The organism is Winogradskyella psychrotolerans, assembly GCF_018860565.1.
Taxonomy (GTDB): Bacteria; Bacteroidota; Bacteroidia; order Flavobacteriales; family Flavobacteriaceae; genus Winogradskyella; species Winogradskyella damuponensis.
This window is the reverse complement of the sequence record NZ_JAHKPS010000001.1, coordinates 108,856-132,742: the sequence shown is the minus strand read 5'-3', so window position 1 is coordinate 132,742 and position 23,887 is coordinate 108,856. Positions and strand designations below refer to the sequence as shown.

The 23,887-nt window shown below is 30.7% G+C and carries 24 protein-coding genes; all 24 read right to left on the bottom strand.

Going from position 1 to position 23,887, the window contains the following annotated elements; genetic code table 11:
• Nucleotides 1-6 precede the first annotated feature (6 nt).
• Nucleotides 7-1,086 carry a glycosyltransferase gene (locus KO504_RS00605; protein WP_215924309.1) on the bottom strand — a complete coding sequence of 360 codons (1,080 nt, stop codon included), beginning with the start codon at nt 1,084-1,086 and terminating at the stop codon, nt 7-9.
• Complete coding sequence (locus KO504_RS00600) at nt 1,083-2,204, bottom strand: glycosyltransferase (RefSeq protein ID WP_215924307.1); 1,122 nt, start codon at nt 2,202-2,204, stop codon at nt 1,083-1,085. Before KO504_RS00600 ends, KO504_RS00605 begins: the two co-directional genes overlap by 4 nt.
• A gap of 5 nt (nt 2,205-2,209) precedes the next feature.
• Nucleotides 2,210-3,346 (bottom strand): glycosyltransferase family 4 protein, encoded by a 1,137-nt coding sequence (locus KO504_RS00595; protein WP_215924305.1) that lies wholly within the window; start codon nt 3,344-3,346, stop codon nt 2,210-2,212.
• On the bottom strand, nt 3,346-4,737 hold the full coding sequence (locus KO504_RS00590; RefSeq protein ID WP_215924303.1) for a hypothetical protein: 1,392 nt from the start codon (nt 4,735-4,737) through the stop codon (nt 3,346-3,348). The genes KO504_RS00595 and KO504_RS00590 overlap by 1 nt, the downstream gene beginning before the upstream one ends.
• Nucleotides 4,738-4,744: 7 nt before the next feature.
• Nucleotides 4,745-5,578, bottom strand: a complete 834-nt coding sequence (locus KO504_RS00585) for a GNAT family N-acetyltransferase (protein ID WP_215924301.1) — start codon at nt 5,576-5,578, stop codon at nt 4,745-4,747.
• Nucleotides 5,578-6,489 carry a polysaccharide deacetylase family protein gene (locus tag KO504_RS00580; RefSeq protein ID WP_215924299.1) on the bottom strand — a complete coding sequence of 304 codons (912 nt, stop codon included), beginning with the start codon at nt 6,487-6,489 and terminating at the stop codon, nt 5,578-5,580. Before KO504_RS00580 ends, KO504_RS00585 begins: the two co-directional genes overlap by 1 nt.
• A 70-nt stretch (nt 6,490-6,559) precedes the next feature.
• A complete protein-coding gene (neuC, locus tag KO504_RS00575) occupies nt 6,560-7,681 on the bottom strand; it encodes a UDP-N-acetylglucosamine 2-epimerase (protein WP_215924297.1) in 1,122 nt (373 codons plus the stop codon).
• Nucleotides 7,682-7,683: 2 nt separating this feature from the next.
• Nucleotides 7,684-8,343 (bottom strand): TylF/MycF/NovP-related O-methyltransferase, encoded by a 660-nt coding sequence (locus tag KO504_RS00570; protein ID WP_215924295.1) that lies wholly within the window; start codon nt 8,341-8,343, stop codon nt 7,684-7,686.
• The gene (locus KO504_RS00565) at nt 8,343-9,386 is read right to left on the bottom strand and encodes an N-acetylneuraminate synthase family protein (protein ID WP_215924293.1); all 1,044 of its coding nucleotides are present in this window, start codon (nt 9,384-9,386) and stop codon (nt 8,343-8,345) included. Before KO504_RS00565 ends, KO504_RS00570 begins: the two co-directional genes overlap by 1 nt.
• Complete coding sequence (locus KO504_RS00560; protein ID WP_215924291.1) at nt 9,386-10,246, bottom strand: sulfotransferase domain-containing protein; 861 nt, start codon at nt 10,244-10,246, stop codon at nt 9,386-9,388. The genes KO504_RS00565 and KO504_RS00560 overlap by 1 nt, the downstream gene beginning before the upstream one ends.
• A gap of 6 nt (nt 10,247-10,252) precedes the next feature.
• On the bottom strand, nt 10,253-10,903 hold the full coding sequence (locus tag KO504_RS00555) for a hypothetical protein (protein ID WP_215924289.1): 651 nt from the start codon (nt 10,901-10,903) through the stop codon (nt 10,253-10,255).
• A gap of 89 nt (nt 10,904-10,992) precedes the next feature.
• Nucleotides 10,993-12,123 carry a glycosyltransferase family 4 protein gene (locus tag KO504_RS00550; RefSeq protein ID WP_215924287.1) on the bottom strand — a complete coding sequence of 377 codons (1,131 nt, stop codon included), beginning with the start codon at nt 12,121-12,123 and terminating at the stop codon, nt 10,993-10,995.
• 47 nt (nt 12,124-12,170) lie between these two features.
• On the bottom strand, nt 12,171-13,190 hold the full coding sequence (locus KO504_RS00545) for a glycosyltransferase family 2 protein (RefSeq protein ID WP_215924285.1): 1,020 nt from the start codon (nt 13,188-13,190) through the stop codon (nt 12,171-12,173).
• 231 nt (nt 13,191-13,421) lie between these two features.
• Entirely contained in the window at nt 13,422-14,336 is a 915-nt protein-coding gene (locus tag KO504_RS00540) for a glycosyltransferase family 2 protein (protein WP_215924283.1), read from the bottom strand.
• Complete coding sequence (locus KO504_RS00535) at nt 14,329-15,210, bottom strand: glycosyltransferase family 2 protein (RefSeq protein WP_215924281.1); 882 nt, start codon at nt 15,208-15,210, stop codon at nt 14,329-14,331. Before KO504_RS00535 ends, KO504_RS00540 begins: the two co-directional genes overlap by 8 nt.
• Entirely contained in the window at nt 15,207-15,857 is a 651-nt protein-coding gene (locus tag KO504_RS00530; protein WP_215924279.1) for an acetyltransferase, read from the bottom strand. The genes KO504_RS00535 and KO504_RS00530 overlap by 4 nt, the downstream gene beginning before the upstream one ends.
• Nucleotides 15,854-16,927, bottom strand: a complete 1,074-nt coding sequence (locus KO504_RS00525; RefSeq protein ID WP_215924277.1) for a DegT/DnrJ/EryC1/StrS family aminotransferase — start codon at nt 16,925-16,927, stop codon at nt 15,854-15,856. Before KO504_RS00525 ends, KO504_RS00530 begins: the two co-directional genes overlap by 4 nt.
• Nucleotides 16,924-17,745, bottom strand: a complete 822-nt coding sequence (locus KO504_RS00520) for a sulfotransferase domain-containing protein (RefSeq protein ID WP_215924275.1) — start codon at nt 17,743-17,745, stop codon at nt 16,924-16,926. Before KO504_RS00520 ends, KO504_RS00525 begins: the two co-directional genes overlap by 4 nt.
• Nucleotides 17,735-19,015 (bottom strand): ABC transporter ATP-binding protein, encoded by a 1,281-nt coding sequence (locus tag KO504_RS00515; protein WP_215924273.1) that lies wholly within the window; start codon nt 19,013-19,015, stop codon nt 17,735-17,737. Before KO504_RS00515 ends, KO504_RS00520 begins: the two co-directional genes overlap by 11 nt.
• Complete coding sequence (locus tag KO504_RS00510; protein ID WP_215924271.1) at nt 19,015-19,887, bottom strand: ABC transporter permease; 873 nt, start codon at nt 19,885-19,887, stop codon at nt 19,015-19,017. The genes KO504_RS00515 and KO504_RS00510 overlap by 1 nt, the downstream gene beginning before the upstream one ends.
• A 52-nt stretch (nt 19,888-19,939) precedes the next feature.
• A complete protein-coding gene (locus KO504_RS00505) occupies nt 19,940-20,884 on the bottom strand; it encodes an NAD-dependent epimerase/dehydratase family protein (protein WP_215924269.1) in 945 nt (314 codons plus the stop codon).
• 121 nt (nt 20,885-21,005) lie between these two features.
• Nucleotides 21,006-21,983: an SDR family oxidoreductase gene (locus tag KO504_RS00500; RefSeq protein WP_215924267.1), complete on the bottom strand. Its 978-nt coding sequence runs from the start codon at nt 21,981-21,983 to the stop codon at nt 21,006-21,008.
• Nucleotides 21,983-23,278: a nucleotide sugar dehydrogenase gene (locus tag KO504_RS00495; RefSeq protein ID WP_215924265.1), complete on the bottom strand. Its 1,296-nt coding sequence runs from the start codon at nt 23,276-23,278 to the stop codon at nt 21,983-21,985. The genes KO504_RS00500 and KO504_RS00495 overlap by 1 nt, the downstream gene beginning before the upstream one ends.
• Nucleotides 23,275-23,865, bottom strand: coding sequence for a sugar transferase (locus KO504_RS00490; RefSeq protein ID WP_252723584.1), 591 nt, complete (start codon nt 23,863-23,865; stop codon nt 23,275-23,277). The genes KO504_RS00495 and KO504_RS00490 overlap by 4 nt, the downstream gene beginning before the upstream one ends.
• Nucleotides 23,866-23,887 lie beyond the last annotated feature (22 nt).

The window sequence follows — 23,887 nt, the reverse complement described above, 5'->3', positions numbered from 1 at the left end:
TATTATTTAAGCTATTAAAAAATTATAGTCTTTTACTATTGTTTTTGACACTATTGTTTCTGAAAATTCACTAAGGGTTTTTTTATGAAAATTTTCTGCACAAGACTTTCGGTATTCAAAGTTAGACACATATAATTTAAAACCTTTATATAAAGCCATTTTATCTTCACTTTCTATTAAAAGTCCTAAAGAATCATCTGAAATTAATTTACCACAATAACCAACATTTGTTGTTATTACTGGTAATTTACCAATTCCATATTCCAACAAAGCCATTGGCAAGCCTTCTGATGTAGAAGACAACACACCAATATTAGACTGCTCTATTATATGAGAGACATCATTCTTTGAGCCGTATAAAAAAATATGCTTTTCTAAGTTGTTTTCCATTATAAACGCTTTCAAATTTTTATAATAATCATCATCATAAATATTACCAACACAATGTAATGACCAATCCTTGTATTCTTCTACTAATTTCTTAAAGGCAAAAAAAAGCATTTGATGATTTTTAGGATTTCGTAAATTGGCTAAACACAAAATACGCTTACCATCTTTTCCTTTTAAAACAGTAGATTTATTTAAATTGAGGGTTGGGTAATTAGGAATAAACTCAACCTTTTTACAATATAATTTTCTTAAAGCCCAATCTTTTAGTTCGTTATTGACACAATAGATTAAATTAAACTTAAATGAAGCTAACTTTAGTAACATTAATTTTAGTGTACTCGTGTTATGAACTCTATTACCGTGATGATCGTGCCATATTAATTTCACTTTAGGACGAAGTACTTTAACTAATACAGCTAATAAAAAAGATGTACCATGAGCATGCAGAATATTAATTCTATGCTTTTTTATATAGTTTCGAAGGTTTAGTAATGCCTTAATATCTAAAGTTGACTTTCTTCCCAAGAAAAAATACTGAACATCTTTATTTAAAGCTATTTTCAACGGTCCCTCTGCTCTAGTAACACAAATATGAGATTCTACATTTTCGCGAGAGAGACTATTAGCAACATTAACAGCCATTCTTTCAGCACCCCCTATATGTAAAGTATCTATTATTTGTAATGATCGAATCATTTTACAACCAATTTACCAATTTCTTCATCCAACTTATCTAAGGTATATATCTGAGACCAAGCCAAAGCAGCTTTACTTAATTCACTTAGATACACATCTCCTTTTTGAATATGATCTAAAATAGTTTGAACAGCTTGATCCAAATTGTTGCTAATAAGAATTCCTCTATTTCCATAATCTAACATCCATGGTAAACATGAAATTTTTGTAGAAATAGGTATGGCTCCAAAGAACATACCTTCTGCAATTGCTTTTGGCCAACCTTCACTTTTTGATGGTAAAATTGAAAAATGAGCATCAGTTAAACAAGCTTTAACAGTTTCTCTATCTTGATTGCCGTACATAAAAACGTTGTCCTCTAGATTGTTCTCTTTAATATATGATTTTGCTTTCCCCATTAAAGGACCATCACCAAATATGTGTACTTCTGCATCAATTCCATTTTTTCGTAATGCTTCAATTATTTTAATGGTTAATAACGGTCTTTTCCCCACGACTAAACTTGCTGTAAAAACAAATTTCAACTTTTTAGTATAATCCTTAACAGCAAAAGGCACACGTTCATCGTTTCTATATGTAGCAGACATAAACGAAACCATATTACTTGTAGCATCACCCCAATTACCATATACCAACACTTTAATGTTTTTTGATAAAGTGGTATTCTTTAATATATTTTGTTGCATTCTATAGGCCCAAGGTTGTTGACTAGCAAAGTCCCAATTACCAGCATACTTAATCGTTTTTTTCTTTTTGGGGAATAAAATTTGAACAAAAGCTCCTAAAAGACTCATATTACATGGACATCGCATGTGAATATGATCTGCTTTTTTCATAACCTTAAATATTTTGAAAGAAATGAATGGAAACAAAACCAATGTTCTTAATAGATTGAACAACGTTGTAATGTTAAAAGGCTTTACTTCTACCAATTCAACCGATTTTGTATAAGCTGATTCAATTTCATCCACGTCATCATTAGAGGCTCTTGGAGCTATTACCAAAACCTTATCTGCGTACTTTGCCCATATGTTCATTTCTCTTACATACGGACCGTAAGCGTAGTATTTACCATCTTTAAATTTGTGTGGTGTAGATGTAATAATTGCTAATGTCATATAAATTAAATAGAATTATAAAACTCTATATTCTTTTTTGTTAAACCTTTAATTTCAAAATTATTTAGAGCAAAATCTCTTGCCTGTTTAGCTATAATAATGCTATCCTTTGGGTGTTCTAAAACCCATTCTATTTTTTCTTTAATATCTTCTGGACTTGTTGGATTGCATAATAACCCTGTTTTTTTATGTGTAATTAATTCTGGTCCAGGACCATTTTGGGTAAATATAACTGCTTTTTCCATAAGCATTGCTTCTAAAGCGACCAAGCCTTGCGTTTCCATGTGAGAAGGGAACACACAAACAGTTGCTTTTCCGTATACTTCAGGAACCGTATCATAAGGTACTGAGCCATGAAAAGTAACACACTTACTAATAATATCTGAATAATTCTTATGTAACATTTCAACATAAGACGCCCCATTCTTAAAGAACCAATCTCTGCCATATATGTTGAGCTTAATATTTGGATAAATATCCACCAAGCCATCCATAGCCATTATTAATTGCCGTATACCTTTCTTTTCACAGATGGTACCAATAAAAGTAATATTGTAAGGATCTGCATTTAAACTTTTATTAGGGGTAAATAACGTTGTATTAACAGGCGAACTTAATACAACAATAGGCTTATTATTATAACTAAGGTAATTCTGCGTATGAGATTTTACATAATTAGACACTGCAATAAATCCATCGGCTTTTTTAAATGATCGCTTTTCCTGATAAGCTTTCCATACAGACACTTTTCTATTCTCTGCTTCTGCAAAAAAATGATGTCCTCCATGGAGCCTAATAACATATTTTACAGTTTTTATTTTGGACATAAAAGCCAACCCCAACTCTGCTGTTTCAATAATAGCTATTGGATTTTTATTATGTATTTCCTTAATCTTTGAATTTATAGTTTTATTATTTAATAGCCATGTTAACCCTTTTAGTCTTTTGGGTTTTAGCCTATAAATAGTAACATCTCCATCTTCTTCAACCTCATCTTTTTTTGTGTAATTGTTAATTCCAATTACTGAAACTTTATGTCCATTTTCGCTTAATTGCTTTGCAAAAACTTTGACAAATGTCCCCACTCCTCCATGTGGAAAATTTACTTTAGGATACTCACTAGTAATAAAACAAATATGCATTACAATATGGCTTTAGCAATATTAATTGCATTTTTATCTAATGGATGTAAAACGATAGTTTCCATCCACTTTTTTCTATCTGCTCCTACTTCATTGGGTTTATTTAGGGCCTTTAAAATCATGTCTAAAATTTCTGCTTTACTATTAATCCATCCCACTGCGTTAAGGCCTTTCATACTTCTAAAATGTTCGAAATTATAAATAGTGTTTACAGGTAATGTTGAATTATAAATTGGATCATAGTTTAAATATAAACAAGGTTTATCTAATATTGCAAAATCGTGAGCCATGGTACTTCCTAAGTTAATAACTAAGTCACAATGCTTTACTGTATTTACCAACAAAACAAAATCGTTATAAGTAGGATATATAGATGCAAATGCTGTTTTAAGGTGGCTTTCAACCCTCCAATCTGGATCTATTGGTGTTACAAATGATTTGTAAGTCTCTAAAATAGTATCAAATCTATCACTCTTATCAACAGGACATCTTCTAAATAAAATTTGTGGTCTTTCGTTTTCGACCATTTCTTTTATAACTTTACAAATATCTTCTAAATAATTAGGATCGTATGGTGAAGACCTGTCATTTGCAGAAAAACAAATGGTCCGCTTTAAAGGATCTAAGCCATATTGCTTAAAAAAGAGTTCCTTTTTGAGGTAATTTTCTTGGTTAAAATAACATTCAAATTGTGTTGTACCAACAACTAACACTTGATGCTTACTAATCTCAGGATAGAGTAAAACTAATTGATCTTTCATTAGATCTGACCATACCAAATAACTATCGTATCTCGAAATTAATCTTGCTTTTGGAATATTATCCCATGAAAAGATTACTGTAGAACATTTAATTTTTTCCTTTTTAGCAACTGCTACAATTGGAGCCGTTAGTGGTGAACGTTGATGAAGATTTAAAACAACATCTGGATTAATAGACTTAAAATCTTTAGTTATTTTTTCAATAACTTGACTTATTAATATGCGTTTTTCATACCAATGATCTGCTTTTAAAACCAATTGATATGATTTTGACAGAATAAATCCAAAAAATTCAGATACAATATTAAGTGCTTTAAGTTTAAATGTCTTGTGATTCCTATTCCAAAATGTTATTACTGTTCTATTTTTTAATGCTTTTATATTTCTTAAAATACGAGCAAAAGCCAAACTTTCTCTCAACAGCCTTGTTAAAGGAGATTCTATGAATTTGGGGATCTCTATAAATGTATCTAATTGAGGATGTACATTTTTAATTTCTGTAATAGCACTTTCAGAAAGTTGATGATAAATAATAACCTCCGCATTCTTTTTAAAAAGCTCTACTATAAAACTAGAATAGAGATAATTTCTCACTGCAACTCCATCAGGAACTATTAAAAGTACTTTCATATTGTAATTATAAGCTTCCTACTCTACCGTGATCTGAAAAATTTCTACGAACAACAAAATTATTGTCTAATGGTTTTTCGGAAAGAAAAGTAATATCGCAAAAATAGTTTTCTTCAATTGGATTTAGTCTCCATGGCACTACATTTTTATAATCTAATGTCCATTCGTTTTTAATAAGTTCTTTAATATCTAAATCGTTCCAAGAGGTAATATAGTCTACCCAATTATAGCCTAAATCCCAAGCCATTTTCTCAAAATCCTCAACATCTATAATACTTACAGCTCTTAAACCACCTGCTTTTTTCTGACAAACAGCGGATGAGGTATCGTTAAAAACTAATCCATCAATTCCTGGTTGACTAAAATAATGTGACGCGCTATTTTTAAATGGATTTTCTTTAATTGCAACTGGTTTACAAACAGATTGAAAAGATTTATCTTGTAACGAAGGGTTTACTTTTACATAACGCACTAAATCATAATATCGTATCCAACGCATATTTCTATACAAGCCTAAACCGGCCTCATTAGCTGCTGTTGCTGCTAGAGGATAATACTGCCTTGCCAACGCATAAAGCTTGCCTAAGATTCCTCTTCCTCTACATTCTTTATCTAAGTAAACATTAATAATCCATGCGATATTACCTTGAAAGTTGGCACCAACATGTCCTACAATGTCTTCATTGTCATTAACACAAATAAATGATCTGCCATATTTAGCATCACCATATTGCCATTCCCAAAATGCTTTTTTATGTAAAGGATGATCTTTTCTATATATCCTTTTAAAGAATTGAAACAGTTTATCCCAATCTTCAATTGTGGCTTCTTTTACTCTCATTATTTACTGTTTTTGCCTCCAATTAAATCATTACAATCAAATCTATTTAACACTAAATAATCATCTGATATAGTATTTGATCCTTTGTTTGTTGTAAATCCTAATTTATAACCTACTTGTTTTGCTATATTTGAAACCTCTTTTGTAACCGCCTCTTTTGTTCCATAAGGATAGGCTACCATTTTAATAGGACACTCTGTTAATGCTTCGAAATAAGATTTACTTTCATTTAATTCAAATGTAATAGCTTCTCTATTAATTAAACCTAAAGGGTAATGATTATGTGTATGACTGCCTAAATACCCTTTTTGAGCTAAATCTTTTAACTCTTCTTTATTCATGTATAATGACTGAAGCACTTCAGATTCTTCAAAATAATCATTAAAAAGCGTTGTTATTAATTCTTCTTGTAATTTAAAATCTAATTTATAATTAAGCAAATATTTAAGTTCGGCACTCAACTTACTATCATAGCTATAAATTGATTGTGCCGTCTTTTTTTCACTTGAGGTTAAAACAATATGACTATGTTCATTAATGCGGTTAAAAATACTTGTTGAGTCGATTAAAGATCGTAACAAATGAATTTTATGTACAGTGCTTACTTTTTCCTCTTTTGTATTACTAGAGTTTGCAAAAAATATTGCCGAAGCATCAACTTCTTCTAAAATGGGAAGCGCATGATTGTATTGTTCTTTTAATCCATCATCAAAAGTGATAAGAATATAATTGTTTTTAGATTCTAAGATTGTTTCAATATCATTTAACACATCTAATGGTGTTATAATATCTCCTATTGTCTTTAAAAGTTGAATTTGATTTTTAAACGCATCTGGTGTTACGCCAAAAATACTAGGATAATTAGCTTTGTAACTTGGTCTGATATAATGATAATTAGAGACAGTAAGCATTATTTATATTTCTGTTTTAGATTTTTGTATAAACAAACTTATAAAGTGTAAAATGTGAAAATCCAAAGAATTAAAGCGCATCTTTAAATTGTTTTTGATGGTTTATAGACCAAACGCCTGATGATTCTAAGCTATCTAAAAATAATTTTGCACTATCTCCTTTTCCAAAAGTCCCAACTGATTCTGATGTTACTGTAGACAACTTGTCAAAAGCATTTAAAATTAATGCTGTTTCACAAGGCACATTTATTATTTTAGATGCACTTGCTCTATTGAGCTGTCTGTTACCAATATTTATTGTAGGTATACCATAATACGGTGCTTCTCGTACTCCGGCACTACTATTACCTATAATAAAGTCGGACTTTTTTAGAAGTGTTAAAAAATATTCGAATCTAATGGATGGAAAAACTTTAAATCTGTCATTATCTAGAAGCTTCTCATAGGCATTTAGGATATGTTTACTTCCAAGATCGTTATTTGGATAAATAACAACATAGTTTTTTCCGCTTTTAATTAAAGCATCTACAAATTGATTGGCTCTATCTTTAAGTGTATCTATCTCTGTTGTTACAGGATGATACATTGCTACTGCATAAGCATCAAATTCAATCTGATAATACTGCTTTACTTCATCTAAATCCGGCAATTTATTTGAAAACATTATATCTACATCTGGTGATCCAATTACAAAAATAGATGGTTCTATTTCTCCCATTTGTAATAGCCTTTTCTTGGCTTCCTTATTTGAAGTGTAATGAATATGAGATAGTTTTGATACCGAATGTCTTATTAGCTCATCTATAGTCCCAGAAAGCTCTCCTCCTTCTATGTGCGCAACTAAAATATTATTTAAACTGCCTACAATAGCGCCAGCTAAAGCCTCTACTCTATCTCCATGAACAACAATTAAATCTGGCTGAATATCCTTTATATATTCAGAAAAACCATTAATCGTTTTTGCCAACGTTAAATCCATTGTAGCTTCATCGGTATGGTTATGAAACGTAGAAATGTTTTTAAAACCACAACGCTCTACCTCAATCAAAGTATAACCGTATTCTTGCAAAAGATGCATCCCAGTAACAAAGATATAAGCTTCAAAATCCTTATGATTTTCAACACTTTGTATGAGTGCTTTTATTTTTCCGAAGTCAGCTCTTGTACCTGTAAGAAAGACTATTTTACGCATAGTTATTTTACGATATAAGAAATAGCATTAGAATATGGTAATTTTTTTATCTCTACTTTATTTTCAAAAAAATCATCCACAGCTTTGTTTGTGCCTGCAAAAGCGCCATAATCATCTAGAACTATTATTCCTCCTTTGGTAACCTTATCATATAACTTCTCCAATATAACTTTAGAAGGTTCGTATAAATCTACATCTATATGAAGCAATGAAATCTTCAGATGTGGATTATCGTCTAAATACTTATCTAAGGTTTTAAGAATATCTCCTTTAATTATTTCGACATTTTTGTGAAGGTTTTGTTTCTCTAATAACTCGGTAATTTCTTCGTAAGAAATGCTTTTACCTCCTCTAGTTTCTTCTACAAATGCATCTCTTTTTAGTTTATCTTCTTCAAAATTAGCTTCAGGAAAATCACCAAAAATATCAAAACCAATTACTTTTCTACTACTTGTTTGTTCTAATAAATCTCTGAATTTTATCCATCTAAAAAATGAATTCCCCTTAAAAATACCAAACTCTACGATTTCTCCTCTAATTTCTGAGGTACGTTTAAAGAATTCTAAATGCGATATAAATTTGCTAAATCTCGAAGGATTAGCTGTAGCATAAAATCCATTTTCATATTCGAAACATTTTTCTAAATCGTATAATTTGTCCATTACTCAAAATCTTTATAATCTAGGTGTTCACCTTCTTCAATATCTCGAAGTGCGGTTTTACCTAAAACGTTATTATAATCTTCAGCTAAAATCTTTCCTGTCCCAGGACGTTTTACCCAAATATTCTCTTCTGTCAATTGCTCTCCTTTTACAACCTTATTAACGGTACAAACAGTTGCAAAAGCAAAATCTATAGTTACTTTTTCTTCTTTTGCAGGCACTTTAGTTCCGCCACGCATTGACCAAATTTCTTTACTACCAATAATTAAATCTGCACATTCTTGCTCATCCATGCTACAAACTATATCTGGACCTTTTCTACCTTTATGATCTGTAAAATGACGTTCTAAAATCGATGCGCCAAGTGCTACCGCTCCAAGGCAAGCGTTGTTGTTTAACGTATGATCGCTAAGTCCAAATACATTATTTGGAAATCCATGATGTAACTCCATCATTGCACCATAACGTACCAAATGCGATGGTGTTGGATATAAATTTGTGGTATGCAATAATGCTAATGGTGTGTTGTGTGCTTCAAAAATTGCAACTGCTTTTTTTACACTTTCAATAGTATTCATACCTGTACTTAAAATTACAGGCTTCCCAAATTTTGCGATATGCGCTAACAAAGGATAATTGTTACACTCACCAGAACCTATTTTATAAGCAGGTATATCAAACTGTTTTAAACGTTCTGCTGCTGCTCTAGAAAATGGTGTAGATATAAAAATCATGTCTTTACTTTCAACATAATTTTTTAATGCTAATTCATCAGCTTCATTAAGTGAGCATCGCTCCATAATTTCGTAAATAGAAACATCTGCATTTCCTGGAATAACCTCTTTAGCCGCTTTACTCATTTCATCTTCTACAATATGAGTTTGATGCTTTACAACTTCTGCTCCAGCTTTATGTGCTGCATCTACCATTTCTTTGGCTACTTTTAATGAGCCTTCATGGTTAATACCGATTTCTGCTATTACTAAAGGCGGATAATCGTTACCTATTTTTCTTCCTGATATTTCTATATATGGGTTTTGCATTATATATTATAATTATATGCTTTTAATTTTGCTTCTTCTACAAATCCTAATTCTACGAGTAATTTATTACTAGCCTTGTAGTCTTCTTTTAATGTTTTATAGCCTTTGATTTCTTCTATTTTAAAAAATGATTTTGGTCTATTAATATTAAATAATTTAACCATCAAAATTTTCGCTCTTTTTTCTAATGATCTTAATTTTCTAAAAGTAAGATTTTGTTCAGAATTTACCTGAGTTAGTGAGCAAAGATTTAATCTTGATAACAGATACAATTGATTTTCTGACAATGTCATTATATTTTTAGGACGGTTCTTTAATTCGGGTTTAAAAGATAATCCTAAAATGTTATAAAATGCATTATAAAAGTCATCTGGTTGTGTTTTTAAATCTTCGAAAAACAAAAAATGAATATTCTCTTTCTTAAAATGCAGTAATAATAGCTTTGCGATATCTCCATACATACACACGCTGAGATAATCAATTCCCAAATTGGTTTTAAACATCCAATTTCCTAGGGTTTTAACACCTTTAAAATTATGTTTTATGTGATATTTAAACATAGATATGATAGCGTCTTCCTGCCTTCTTATGGTTACTATAATTTTAGCATTAGGATGGACTTTAGATATACGGTTAAAAACCTCGGTAAGCTTTACTTTATTGAAACCCGCTGTAATTAAAGTTTCATTACTTTCGATGTTTATTTTATTTGTGACTAAAGGTTCTTCTTTATGAGACCACCATAACGAAGTCGTAAAATAGGCCGATCTAGAAAGTGCAATTCTCTCATCCTTTTCTAACACAGATTGGATACTCGTTGTACCTGATTTTGGAATGCCTATATGGAAAACTTTACTCAAAATGAATTAAATATATCTACTAAAGTATTTTCTTATTCTTTGCTCAAAATAGGATTGTACTTTTTCTTTAAACCAGTATAACTTTTGGCTTGCTGTTGGTTCACAAAAAATTAAACTACCACTTCCCGTCCATTTCTGGTGAAAAGGAACATAACTTGGAGGTCTACTTATACTTACAAATTCGACTACTAAAGCTTTAGGATAAATTTGTTTAATAATATCTATTTGAGACTGTCTTCCCCCTTCAATAAACATAATAGCATTACTATTAAGCAATTCTTTTACATTATTTAGCGCATCATTTGAACCGTCAATAATAATAAAATTAAATCTTTCTGGTTTTGGAATATCACTTATTGTTTTATGAAGTGCTATTCGGTTATAATCCACAACATTTTGTGGCAATGCTTTAAGGCAAAAGTCATTCTCTTCTGTTCCAAAATAGCTAATAGACACATTATTTCCTTTTGAACGCCTAAGTATCGTATCTAAGATAGAACATATTCCTAAACCAACTTCTAATACTTTTTTTATCTTAAAATCTGATATAATTCTAAAAAGAATTTTTAGGGCGTCATCTCCTCCTGACATATACTGATTACCTTCAATATTAGAAAATTTCTGACCCCCTTCAACTGCTATCTTTTTATAATGCATTCAATACGTTTTATAAATTCAATTTTAATTAAATGCTAAAATAAATAATAGTTAATACTTTATATGTCTTTTCCTTCAATGTTTAGCTATTATGATAGTTTAATACTAGCTTCATCAATAAACACATTCATTTGTTTACACCAATCTTCTAGGTTATAACTATTTTTTGGCAAATCTTTCAAATATGGGTTCTCGCCTTTCGCTTCAAATTCACTAACTGCATTTTCCATTTCTATAACCCATTTACCAACTTTAAAGGGCTCATTTATTAAAACTCCATATTTTCCAAAATTTAAAACTTCTGGAACACCTCCAAAGTTTGATGCGATACAATAACATCCACACTTGAGTGCTTCCGCCAAGACCAAACCAAAACCTTCTTCACACAAGGTAGTAAATAAAAAAATATCTGCCATCTGGTAGTATTTAGGTAAATCTTTATTCGGCACCTTACCAATAACTTCAACACCACTTTGCTCTATAACTTTATGTACACCAACAACTAATAACTTTGTTTTACTATTTTTTGTATGAACTTTTTCAAAAGCAGCCAAGGCAATATCTAATCCTTTTTTGGGTCTATCTTGTGAGCACCATAAAAACACTAATTCATCTGTGTTAATATGATTATGCTGTCTTAACTCTATTTTTTCGCTTTGGGCGATGGTATTGAACACTTCTGAATTTACGCCGTTATGCAAATATCGAATCTTTAAACCCGTTTCCCCGTATACTTTATTTAATTCTAATTGCGCCTGTTTTGTTAGTAGAAAAAGCTCATCTATAGATTTAAAAAACTGCGCTTCTTCATTATTTTTAAAGTTTAATATGAAACCATGATAAAAATATTGAATGCAAAAATTACTTCGGTTATGTTTTTTAGATAAAAACTGATGAAGTGGATTTACGACACCTTTGTTATCTACAATCTGAATAATATACTTGGCATTAGGCTCTATTATTTTATCTAATGCTTCAAAATAATTATTGTAACGTTTTCCTTTAATAAATTTATTCTGAATTTTATCTAAAACACTTACACCTCTAAGATGCTGATATTGTACTGATTTGTTGGCTGTATGATTTTCATTGCAAACTATATAATCTATCTTGTGTTCAAAATGCCCTATATAATAACCATACATCGTTGTCCAGCTCCCTGTCTTTTTATAAGGAATTGGCACCTGACTAATTAAAATGGTTTTTACAGTATTTTCCATTACTTATTTGAATTTTGAATAATACATAACTTGCTGTTTAGTATAAATTAAAATTTTAACGCTTTTACAGTACGTTTATCAAAACAAGGAAAATGAAAATATTTAAAACCTTTACCGGTAAAAAGTAAGACTAACATTCCTAGAATAATTTTAAGTTTAATTTTTATTCCAGTTTCTGCAACAATACTATAGTATAAAATTTTATTGCCTAATTCTTTTATAACTCTCAGCCTTCCTTTAAAACTATTTGTTAATACACTTAATTTATAATAATTTACTGCTTGTCTGTAGAACACATACCGCAATAATATTATCTTATTTTTTTTTACATTATTATCTACAATATTAAATGCGTTATTAAAACAGGTAAAGATAGAGTTCTGAGCCTCAATAGATATGGCTGAATTTGTAGAAATACCATCATTCCCTCTTCTTACAAAAAACAAAACATCTTCTAAATATTTATATTTAGGAGAATATGTTAACATTCTTAAATGAAAATCCCACTCTTGACCTTTAACAATGTCTGTATTAAATAAATCTTTGCCTTTTAAAAACCCTCTTCTCCAAAGTGGAGAGTTAGTAGAAAAACTAAAACCTCTTAATAAATAATCCTCAATATAATTCGTGGATTTCATTACTACAGGTTTTATAGGCTCAATCCCACGATTTATATCCTGCTGAAATACAGCAAGCAAACAACAACAAAAATCAAGCTCCAAGTCCTCCTCTAAAACACTAACTTTTTTAAGTAAAAAGTCTTTATGCATTAGATCATCACTATCAAACCAATTTATAAAAACTCCTTTGCTAACTGCAAAACCATAATTACGAGCTCCATTCCCTCCTGGTTGATATTCGTCTGGACGTTTATAATATTTAAATCTAGAATCTTTTTTTATATATGATAATAAAACTTCGTCGGTATTATCTGTACTTCCATCATCTACAATAATGCATTCCCAATTCTTATACGTTTGTGCCAAAACAGAATCTAGAGTTTCACCAACTAAATGAGCTCGGTTATAAGTGGGAATAATAATAGATACAAGCGATTGTTTTAGCATAATTACAAATTACAAACTAAGATACAAAGTACAATCAAAACCAACCACAAAATTCAAAAAAAAGAGAAGCGATCATCTATCATAAAATCTATAATGTATAATATTCGTTAAAACGGAATATTTGTTACCTTACTGATCTTAAAAGTGTTGTAACTGTATAACTCTTTAAATATAAAACGGAGGCTTTTGGTGTCCCTTTTTTATATTCATCTAATTAAATACTTAAAACGCTCATTTTAAATAATGAGGACCTGGCACCACATTATTAGTTCTACTTTCTATAATTAAAGGTTTTATTGTCTTTAAAAGTGATAACTCTTTCTTAAAACCATTTGCCTTAGACAATTTTAATTGTAATTGCAATTTCAAAATTGTTTTCCCTAACTGCTTAATCAATATATCATACTCTGCTGCTACATTTATATTTGCCAATTTTGTCTTATAATAAATCTCTCTATTTTTATAATAAGTAACACTGAAAGCTTTTGATGTAGGTGATTGTCTTTCTTCCCTATCATGAACAACATAAATACTTGGTAGAACACCAATTTTGAAACCATGATATAGCACACGCTGACAGTAATTATCATCCTCACCATAATGAAAAAACAAGGGATCAAAACCTCCCACAGTTTCCAAACAGTCTTTAGAAAGCAACCAAGCCGCAGCATTTACAAAAGGCACCTCATACACTTCTGATAAAGGTTGACCTAAAACAAAGTCCGAATAAAACTGCCCTGTTTTTTCTTTAAGCATATAATTAGAAAATCCTCGGTCTAACTTTTGCCTATTACCAGTAATATGAACAGGACTTAAAATACCATATGCTGAATACCTTTTTTGAAATGTAACCAAATCATCTAAAACTGAATCCACCAAATAAGCATCTTGATTCAACAAAAACACATGATCCGCATCTTTACCTAAAGCATATTTAATTCCTATATTATTGGCCTGACCAAAACCTAAGTTTTTGTCTAGCTTGAATAAAGTAACCTCAGGATAATTAACCTCAATAAAAGAAACAGTCTCGTCTGTTGAAGCATTATCAATTATAACTACAGAATAGTTGGCACAACTTTTTAAGCATTTGTCTAACCATCGCATGCCGTTATATGTTACTATTACAATATATAAATCAGTCATTTCTGTATTTAAAAAGTTTTGTGATAAAGATTTTTATAATTTTTTTAAAACTTAGTCTCTTTGCTAAACTGTGATGATTTAAGTGGCTATTATTCAATCTTTCTATATTAAAAAACAATTTTTCTAATATTATTCTCTTTTGTTCATTTTCTTTAAAATAAGACACCAAACATATTTGATATTTTATTATCTGTTTTAGTTGCTCTATATCATTTAAAGTTGAAAAGACTCCAACACCTTCTCTATATACAGCCATAACAATATCTAATCTTTTAATAAAACCATACTTTGCATTAATTAAATGTAAAAAATAATCACCAACAGAAGAGTATTTAAATTCCATTGGAAATTCGAATTTTCTATTTCTAAACACTACTGAAGTCGTATGTATAAAATTCCCAAACTCAAGTAAATTATTGATAGTTGCAGGCATTTCTTGTATTTTATTATATCTAAACTCAATAGATGTATCATCAAACAACTCTGTTCCTCTTAATATCTTAACTCTATGAAAACATATACTATAATCTAAATTAGCCTCCAAAAAATCAACCTGTTTTTGTAATTTTGAAGAATCTGTCCAATAATCATCACCTTCACACAAAGCAATATATTTACTTTGACATTGGTCTAATGCCCATATAAAATTTGGCATCATTCCTTTATTTGCAGTATGCTTAGTATACTTTATCCAAGAGCCATTAATATGTTTTTGTTGAATATCAGCTATAATTTTATGGGTACTATCAGGCGAACAGTCGTCAGCAATTATCAATTCTACATCAAAATTACATTCTTGCATTAAAACACCTTCTATAGCTTCTTTTATGTATTTTTCATGACCATAAGTAATCATGCAAACAGAAACCATCATATTGTATTTTCTTTTGAAATAATTCTACCTGGTACACCGACTATTGTACTATTATTTGGCACATCGTTGAGTACCACAGCTCCAGCACCAACTATCACATTATTGCCAACAGTAACATCGGGCAAAATTACGGAAGAAGCACCTAATGATGTACCACTCCCTATACGACTTCTGCCTAGTATAGTTACATTAGGTGATACCTCTACAAAATCTCCAATAATACAGTCATGCGTAATAATCGAGTTGTAGTAAATTAAACCCCCTTTACCCATTTCTACAGAGTTAGATATTTTTACACCAGACATAATGGAAGTTCCCTCTCCTATATTTACTTCAAAACTCCCTATATCTACATTTTTTGAAATAACGGAAACTGGTAATGCCCCTAATTCTATAAATTGTATAAATAATTTTTGTCGTAACTTAGGATTTCCTAGTCCCAATACAAAAGACTTGTCTTCCGATTCCGATAAATAGTTTTTTACCTCATCAAATGATTTCAGAATTTTAAATCTATTATATATTTTCAAGGGCAAACCTTCGCTAACATTATCAAAAAAAACAATATGGTCATCTGGCAAATCCATATCTACGGATACAATTTGTAAAACTTCTTTAGCAAAACCTTTGGCTCCAATGATTATCATAGTAATTGTTCTTTTACAATATTAATAATTTGGTTCAAATCCTCTGATCCTAAACCGGCATAAAGTGGTAAACATAAAATTCTTAATGATATAGATTCAGAAATTACCATACGTTGCTGCTCAATATATGGCAATCTATTTAAAGAAGGGTAAAAATAACGTCTAGGAAAAATAGAATGTTTTTCTAAGGCCTGTTTTACGTTTAATAATTGCTTTTCATCTTCAAAAATAATAGGGTAATAGCTATAGTTCCATTCAGTATGGTTTCTAATTTTAAGTAACTGTAATTTTGTTGAAGCAAAGGCTTTATTGTAGCTGTCAACTACTTTTTTGCGCTCTGAAAGTATCTCGCCCATATATGGAAACACAGCTAATCCCATTGCTGCCTGTGGTTCGCTCATTTTAGCATTTATTCCTAAACTACTAAAATGCTCTGGTCCATCATGTCCAAAATTATGATATGAAAATAGGGTTTCAAAATAGTTTGACTTACAAAACAAAGCCCCTCCTTCTCCTGTATGAAATAGCTTTGTAGCATGAAAACTACATGTACTTACATCACCATAGTTAAAAACAGATTTCCCCTTATAAGTCACACCAAAACAATGGGCCGCATCATAAATAACCTTTAAGTTATGTTTTTTTGCTATCCCTTCAATAACCTCTATTTCACAAGGGTTACCAAAAACATGCGTTGCCAATATAGCTGAAGTTTTATCTGTTATAGCAGCTTCTATTTTGTACTCGTCTATTGTTAAATATTCTGGATGTATATCTACAAAAACCGGTGTACAACCTTCCCAAACGATACTACTAGTCGTAGCGACATAACTAAAAGGGGTTGTAATAATTTCTCCTTTTAACCCTAAAGCTTTAATGGCTATTTGTAAAGGCAACGTACCATTTGTCATAGCAATGATATTAGGCGCCCCTAAAAACGATTGTAATTTAGTCTCTAACTCCTTAACCAAAACCCCTCTGTTGGTCATCCATCCAGTATCCCAAGCACGTTTTAAAATCTCCTGATACTCTTGTTGTGGTGGTAAAAAAGTTTTGGTGACGTGTATCATCTATAATCTATATTAAAATCCTTAAGTAAAAAGTTGATATCGTTTTGGTAATAATTTTTTAAAAGATTAATAGTTTCTAAATCTACTTCAAAATGATAACTTCCCTCAAACACTTTTTTATCTGAAAAGATAGACCAATCAAATGGTTTAATATTTAAAAAATCCGAAACCTTCACTAAAGTCGAAGTCGTATTCTTATGCATTTCTTCGTTTTGAATCAATAAAAAATTTGATTTAAATTTATTTCTATAAAGATTTATACTTTTTGAATACTCCCCATTCTTTAAAACAGGGCATTCTATTTTCAAGCCTTTTTCTCTCGCACAAATCTCATTTTTTATAAAAAGATTAAAATTGTTAAATTCTGCTTCTTTCCTTTTTATTATATTATTAGTATCACCTCCTCTTTCCTTAACCCATTTAACCCACCAATTTCTATCTCTTTCAAAATATCTTTTTTTATACATTTGAAAAGCGCTAAAACTTCTTTCTATGGGATTTCTAACAAGTACAATAACCTTACCTTTCGCATTATACTCATATATTCTACTTGAAGTTATTTCAGGATTTTCATCTAATAAATATGAAGGCGATGAGTCCAAAAAAAACGTTTTTTTTAATAAAATCTTTTCTTTAATGTTCTTATTAAATTTAGAATGATAATTACTCAAGCCTTTGTTGAATAATTTTTCGTAAGCAAAAAAATCTAATTCCTTCTGTTTGCTTCCACCTTTAATTTGAGGATGGTTAATTAAAAAGCTATGCAAAGCCGTAGTTCCGCATTTTTGCCCACCAATAATAAAAAAATCAACTTTCATATTCTAATAGCCATTCAAATTTAGGTTTTAAAGCTCCTTTGGTTTTCCCCATCCAATCACCTAGTTTTTTAGCCTCCTGAAGCATCGTATATTGAATACAGTCTGGTTCAAAAAACAATTGCTTTTTACCATTTGTAATCATAGCATCAACACTAAAGTTTCCTTCATTAAAGAAAAAATTTGGTAAATGCATTGATAACAATTGTTTACCTTCATTTTCTAAATTCATTTGAGCATCATTAGAATTGGTAACAAATATAATATTACCATCACCATCCTTAAAACGAAAAACAACCACTAATACCTCTGTAGTGTGTTTAGTAATTGACATTTCTAAGATTAAATGATCCTCTCTAGTTAAGGGCTCTTCATAATTTTTAGAAACTCCCTTTATGCCTACAGATTGTATAAAAAAAGAATATTCTTTAAAATCTTCTTCTTTAAAATAACGTAAGGTTTCACTCCCATTGGTATTATCTAAATTTAAATAATAACTAATAGCTTCATCTACCCCTCCCTCAAAAACCGAAGTCCCGTGTTCTAATACAATAGCTCTTGTACACAAACTCTTCACAGCTGCCATATTATGACTTACAAATAAAACAGTTCTTCCGTCACTATGAGATATGTCTTGCATTTTACCTATGGCTTTTTTCTGAAACTCTGCATCACCAACGGCAAGCACCTCATCTACCACTAAGATATCAGGCTCTAAATGAGCTGCAACAGCAAAAGCTAAGCGTACTTTCATACCTGAGCTATAGCGCTTAACAGGAGTATCCACATATCTTAAACAGCCTGAGAAATCAATAATTTCATCTATTTTAGAATTTATTTCAGCTTTGGTCATTCCAAGGATAGCACCATTCAAATAAATATTTTCTCTCCCAGTCATTTCAGGGTGAAACCCAGTGCCTACTTCTAATAAAGACGCGATTCTTCCTTTGGTTTTAATCTGTCCTGTTGTAGGTCCTGTGACACGAGATAAAATTTTTAGTAAGGTTGATTTGCCTGCCCCATTTTTACCTATAATCCCAAGAACCTCACCACGCTTAACTTCAAAATTGATATCTTTTATTGCCCAAACATAGTCGGAATCACCTTTCGAACTTCTATCATTAGCTTCACCCACTTTTAAATAAGGGTCTTCCTTTCCTCTGATCCTATTCCACCAACGATTAAGGTCATGACTAATGGTACCTGTACCTACAAGTCCTAAACGGTACTGTTTACCTATATTTTCTACTTTTAAAATTATTTCCGAACTCATTATATGGTATCAATAAAGCTTTTTTCAGTTTTATTAAAAATAATTAATCCTATCAGAAAAATTATAAAACTTGTTATTATAGTATATATTAATTTATTTATGTCTAATTCTCCAACACCAAAGACCATGGCCCTAAAGGACTCAATGATAATAGCAATGGGGCTCCATTCTATTAACCAATAATAGTTAGGCAATTTATCCTTAAAATAAGACATTGGATACATGACTGCTGATCCATACATTAATAATTGTACACCAAATTGAACTAGAAAAGTTAAATCTCTATATTTGGTAGTCATTGAAGATATTATCATACCAAAACCTAATCCTAAAAGCGCCATTAAACCTATTAACAGAGGTAAAAGCAATAAACTTAATTGTGGCATAACATTAAACGTATTACCTGTAAAATAGAGGTAATAGATATAAAAACCAATAAACACCAAAAGCTGAATACCAAATTTCAATAAATTTGAAACCACAACAGACATAGGCATTATAACTCTAGGGAAATATACTTTTCCAAAAATGTTTTCGTTCTTTTTAAAGGTATCACTAGTACCAACCAAACAATCTTTAAAATAGTTCCAAGATGTAATACCTGCCAAATTAAACAGAAAATTAGGCACACCTTCACCTGTAGGAATATCTGCTAGGTTATTAAATATTAACGTAAATATTAGTGATGTAAATAAAGGTTGAATTAAGTACCATAGCGGTCCGAGAACCGTTTGTTTATACAATGTTATAATATCCCTTTTTACAAATAAAAATAGCAAATCTCTATAATTCCAAATTTCTTTAAAATTAAGGTCTAGAAGTTTCTTTTTTGAAGAAATGACATATAACCAATGCTCTTCTGCAGTTTTCAATTATATTTTTTTTTAATAATATTGCGAATATAAGAAAGGAAAATTACTTAAATTAGTAAGTCTTTTGAATTGTATAAGTATTATAGTGATTTATCATTTTCATTATCCCTTCTTCTACAGTAACTAAATCTCTTCCTAGTAAGGCTTTCATCTTAGTTATATCTGGACATCGTCTAGTCATATCACCTTCTTTTAAAGATGGAAGAAAAATGATTTCTGATGTTGAATTAGTAAGCTCTATAATTTTTTCTGCCAAATGTAATATACTTATTTCATCACCATTACCTATATTTAAAACATCATTAACATACGCATCTTCATATAAAGCTTTGAGGCAAGTATCTACATTATCATCAATATAACAGAATGAACGTGTTTGATCTCCATGACCATAAATTGGAATAGGCTGATTATTCATTGCCAATTTCAAAAATCTAGGCATTACAAAATCATTACTCTGAAAAGGTCCATAAGTATTAAAAAAGCGAAAAATTGTATAATCTAAATCGTTTTCTCTTTGATATGCTTTAAGAAATGCCTCTCCAACATTTTTTACAATGGCATAAGGCAACCTTGAATTTAAAGGTGTTGTATTTTCATTTTGAGGAATTTCAAAAGGCTCCCCATAAACTTCTGATGAACTCGAATAAAAAACACGTTTTACACCAGAGTTTTTGGACAATGACAGTATATTCTTTATACCGTCTATATCATGTAAGACATTTATTGGGTTTTTTAATGTTCTTTCAACACCAACAACTGCTGCAAAATGAAATACATAATCGAATTTAAAAGTTGCAAAGATTGAGATAATGTCATTATAATCATTGACATCTGCCTTTATAAACTTAATATTTTCTTTTTTAGGAATTTTGGATTTTTCTCCAGTTGAGAGGTTATCTATAATTACAACCGTTACATTTTCTTTTAATGCTAGTTTAGCAGCAATCGAACTCCCTAACTGACCAGCACCTCCAGTTACTAAAATATTTGTCATTAATAATTAATGTTTATATTAAAGTTTAGAAATATCAGGGGAATACACTAGACCTTATTTAATTAACTCGGAATAAAGATATTAATTTTAAATAAACAAATCAATTATAGATAAATTTCCTCTAATTAAAAAAATCCCAAGTAATTTTTAAACCTTCTCTTACAGTATATTTTGGTTTATAACCTAATAAATTTTGAGCCTTTGAAATATCAGCTAAAGAATCTCTTACATCTCCCTGTCTATTCGGACCGTAAATAGCCTTTAACTCAGAATTTGCTGCAATACGCAATGATTCCCATAAATAATTTATAGTAATACGTTCACCGCAAGCTACATTAAAGACCTCATTCTTCGCTTCTTTAGAGGCAAAAAATCCTTTTACATTAGCCTGAACCACATTATCTATAAAAGTAAAATCTCTTGTTTGCTCACCGTCTCCATTAATTTTTGAAGGCTCATTATCTTTAAGCGCCTGCATGAATAATGGAATTACAGCTGCATAAGCACCACTAGGACTTTGCTTAGGGCCAAATACATTAAAATATCTTAAGCCAATTACATCAGTATCATAAGTTGTTCCAAACACATCAGCATACAATTCATTTACGTATTTTGTAACAGCATAAGGAGACAAAGGTTTACCTATAGTATCTTCTACTTTTGGCAATGCTTTACTATCTCCATAAGTTGAACTAGATGCTGCATAGACCATACGTTTTACTGTAGGACTATCCTTTAATGCAATCATCATATTTAAAAATCCAGAAATATTGACTTCATTCGTTGTTGCTGGATCATTAATAGAGCGAGGCACAGATCCTAAAGCTGCTTGATGAGAAACATAATCAATCCCGTCCATAGCTTTTTTACAAGTCTCTAAATCTCTGATATCGCCTTCTATAAGTTCAAAGGCAGGATTATCCATAAACTCAGTTAAGTTTTCGCGATGCCCATTAGAAAAGTTATCTAAAACTCTTACTTTTTTAGCATTATACTTTAATAAGTATTCTGTAAGGTTAGAGCCAATGAAGCCTCCACCACCTGTGATTAAAAAACTTAATTCAGATAGATCTGCTGTGTGATGTGGGTTTGAATACATTATAATCTTGCGTCTACGGCGTCTAAAGGAAGTAATGATTTTACATCGAAAACAACACCTGTTTGTGATTTTAATTTAGTAATATCTAATTCTAAGAACTCATTATGCGAAACCGCTAAAATAACAGCATCGTAATCTGAACTTAAACCTCCAAAATCAGTAATTAGATCGAAACCATACTCATGCTTCACTTCTTCTTTAGAAGCCCATGGATCATATACATCTACATTTACGTGGTATGTTTCTAACTCTTCTATAATATCAATAACTCTAGAGTTTCTGATATCTGGACAATTTTCTTTAAAAGTTGTTCCTAAAACAAGGGCTTTAGATCCTTTAATCGTAGCTCCTTTTTTAATCATCATCTTAACAGTTTCGGTGGCAACGTAGCTCCCCATACTGTCATTCATCTTACGACCAGCTAAAATAATTTCTGGATTATAACCAGACTCAATAGCTTTTTGTGCCAAGTAATAAGGATCTACTCCAATACAGTGACCCCCCACTAAACCTGGTGAGAATTTTAAGAAATTCCATTTCGTACCAGCAGCTTCTAACACCGCTTTAGTATCAATGTCTAGTAATCTAAATATTTTAGACAATTCATTTACAAAAGCAATATTGATATCTCGTTGAGAGTTTTCAATAACTTTAGCTGCTTCAGCTACTTTTATCGAAGGAGCTAAATGCGTACCTGCTGTAATTACTTTTAAGTATAAATCGTTAACTTTCTTAGCTATTTCTGGTGTAGAACCAGAAGTAACTTTTAAAATCTTAGTTACAGTATGTTGTTTATCGCCCGGGTTAATACGTTCTGGCGAATAACCAGCAAAAAAATCTTTGTTATAAGTTAAACCTGAAACCTCAGCTAAAATAGGGACACAAATATCTTCTGTTGCACCAGGATAAACTGTTGATTCGTATATAACAATATCATTTTTAGACATCGCACGACCAACAGTTTCACTAGCCTTTATTAAAGGTGTAAATACAGGCTTATTTAATGCATCTGTTGGAGTTGGCACTGTAATAATATATACATTTGTAGCAGCTAATGCCTCAACGTTATCAGTAATATATAAACCTTTATTAGAGTTTAAGTCTGTAGTTAAAACCGATTTTAAATTCTCGTTGTCAACTTCTAATGTTTTATCTAAACCCGTATTTAATTCACTGATGCGTTGTTTATTAATATCGAAACCAACTACAAAGAATTTCTTTGCAAACTCTACGGCAAGAGGCAAACCAACATAACCTAATCCTATAATTGCAATCTTATCTTCTGAATGTGTCATTTGTTTAAAGTAGATTTTAAAATGAATGCCAAATCTAAGTAAAAACTATAATTAAGAACATACTTTTTATTGATTTTCACTTTATCTACCCAAATAATCGTTCTATTGTAGTTATCTGGATCTTTTTGACGCTCTAATACACGTTCTTCATTCCTATATTTTAAAGTGGCTGGACCAGTAATTCCCGGTTTTACCATTAAAATAATTCGATCTTCACCTTTTAACTCATCAGCAAAACCCTGCAAATCAGGTCTTGGACCAACAAAACTCATATCGCCTATTAGTACATTAAATAATTGAGGCAACTCATTTAATTTAGTACGTCTTAAGTATTTTCCAATAGCACTGGCACTCTGGTCTAAACGACCTAATTGATGTTTTCCTTCTTTTAAGGTTCTAATTTTATAAATTTTAAATATTTTACCGTGTTGCCCCACTCGTTTCTGCGAAAAAACACCAAACTCCTTAGTATCTATAGTAGCGATAATAATAAGTACAAGAATAGGAATGATTAATAAAGGAAAAACTAATAGCACTAAAACTAAATCAAAAATACGTTTGATTAGAAGTTGAGTTTTAGTGATCAAAATACTTAATAATTAAAACGAT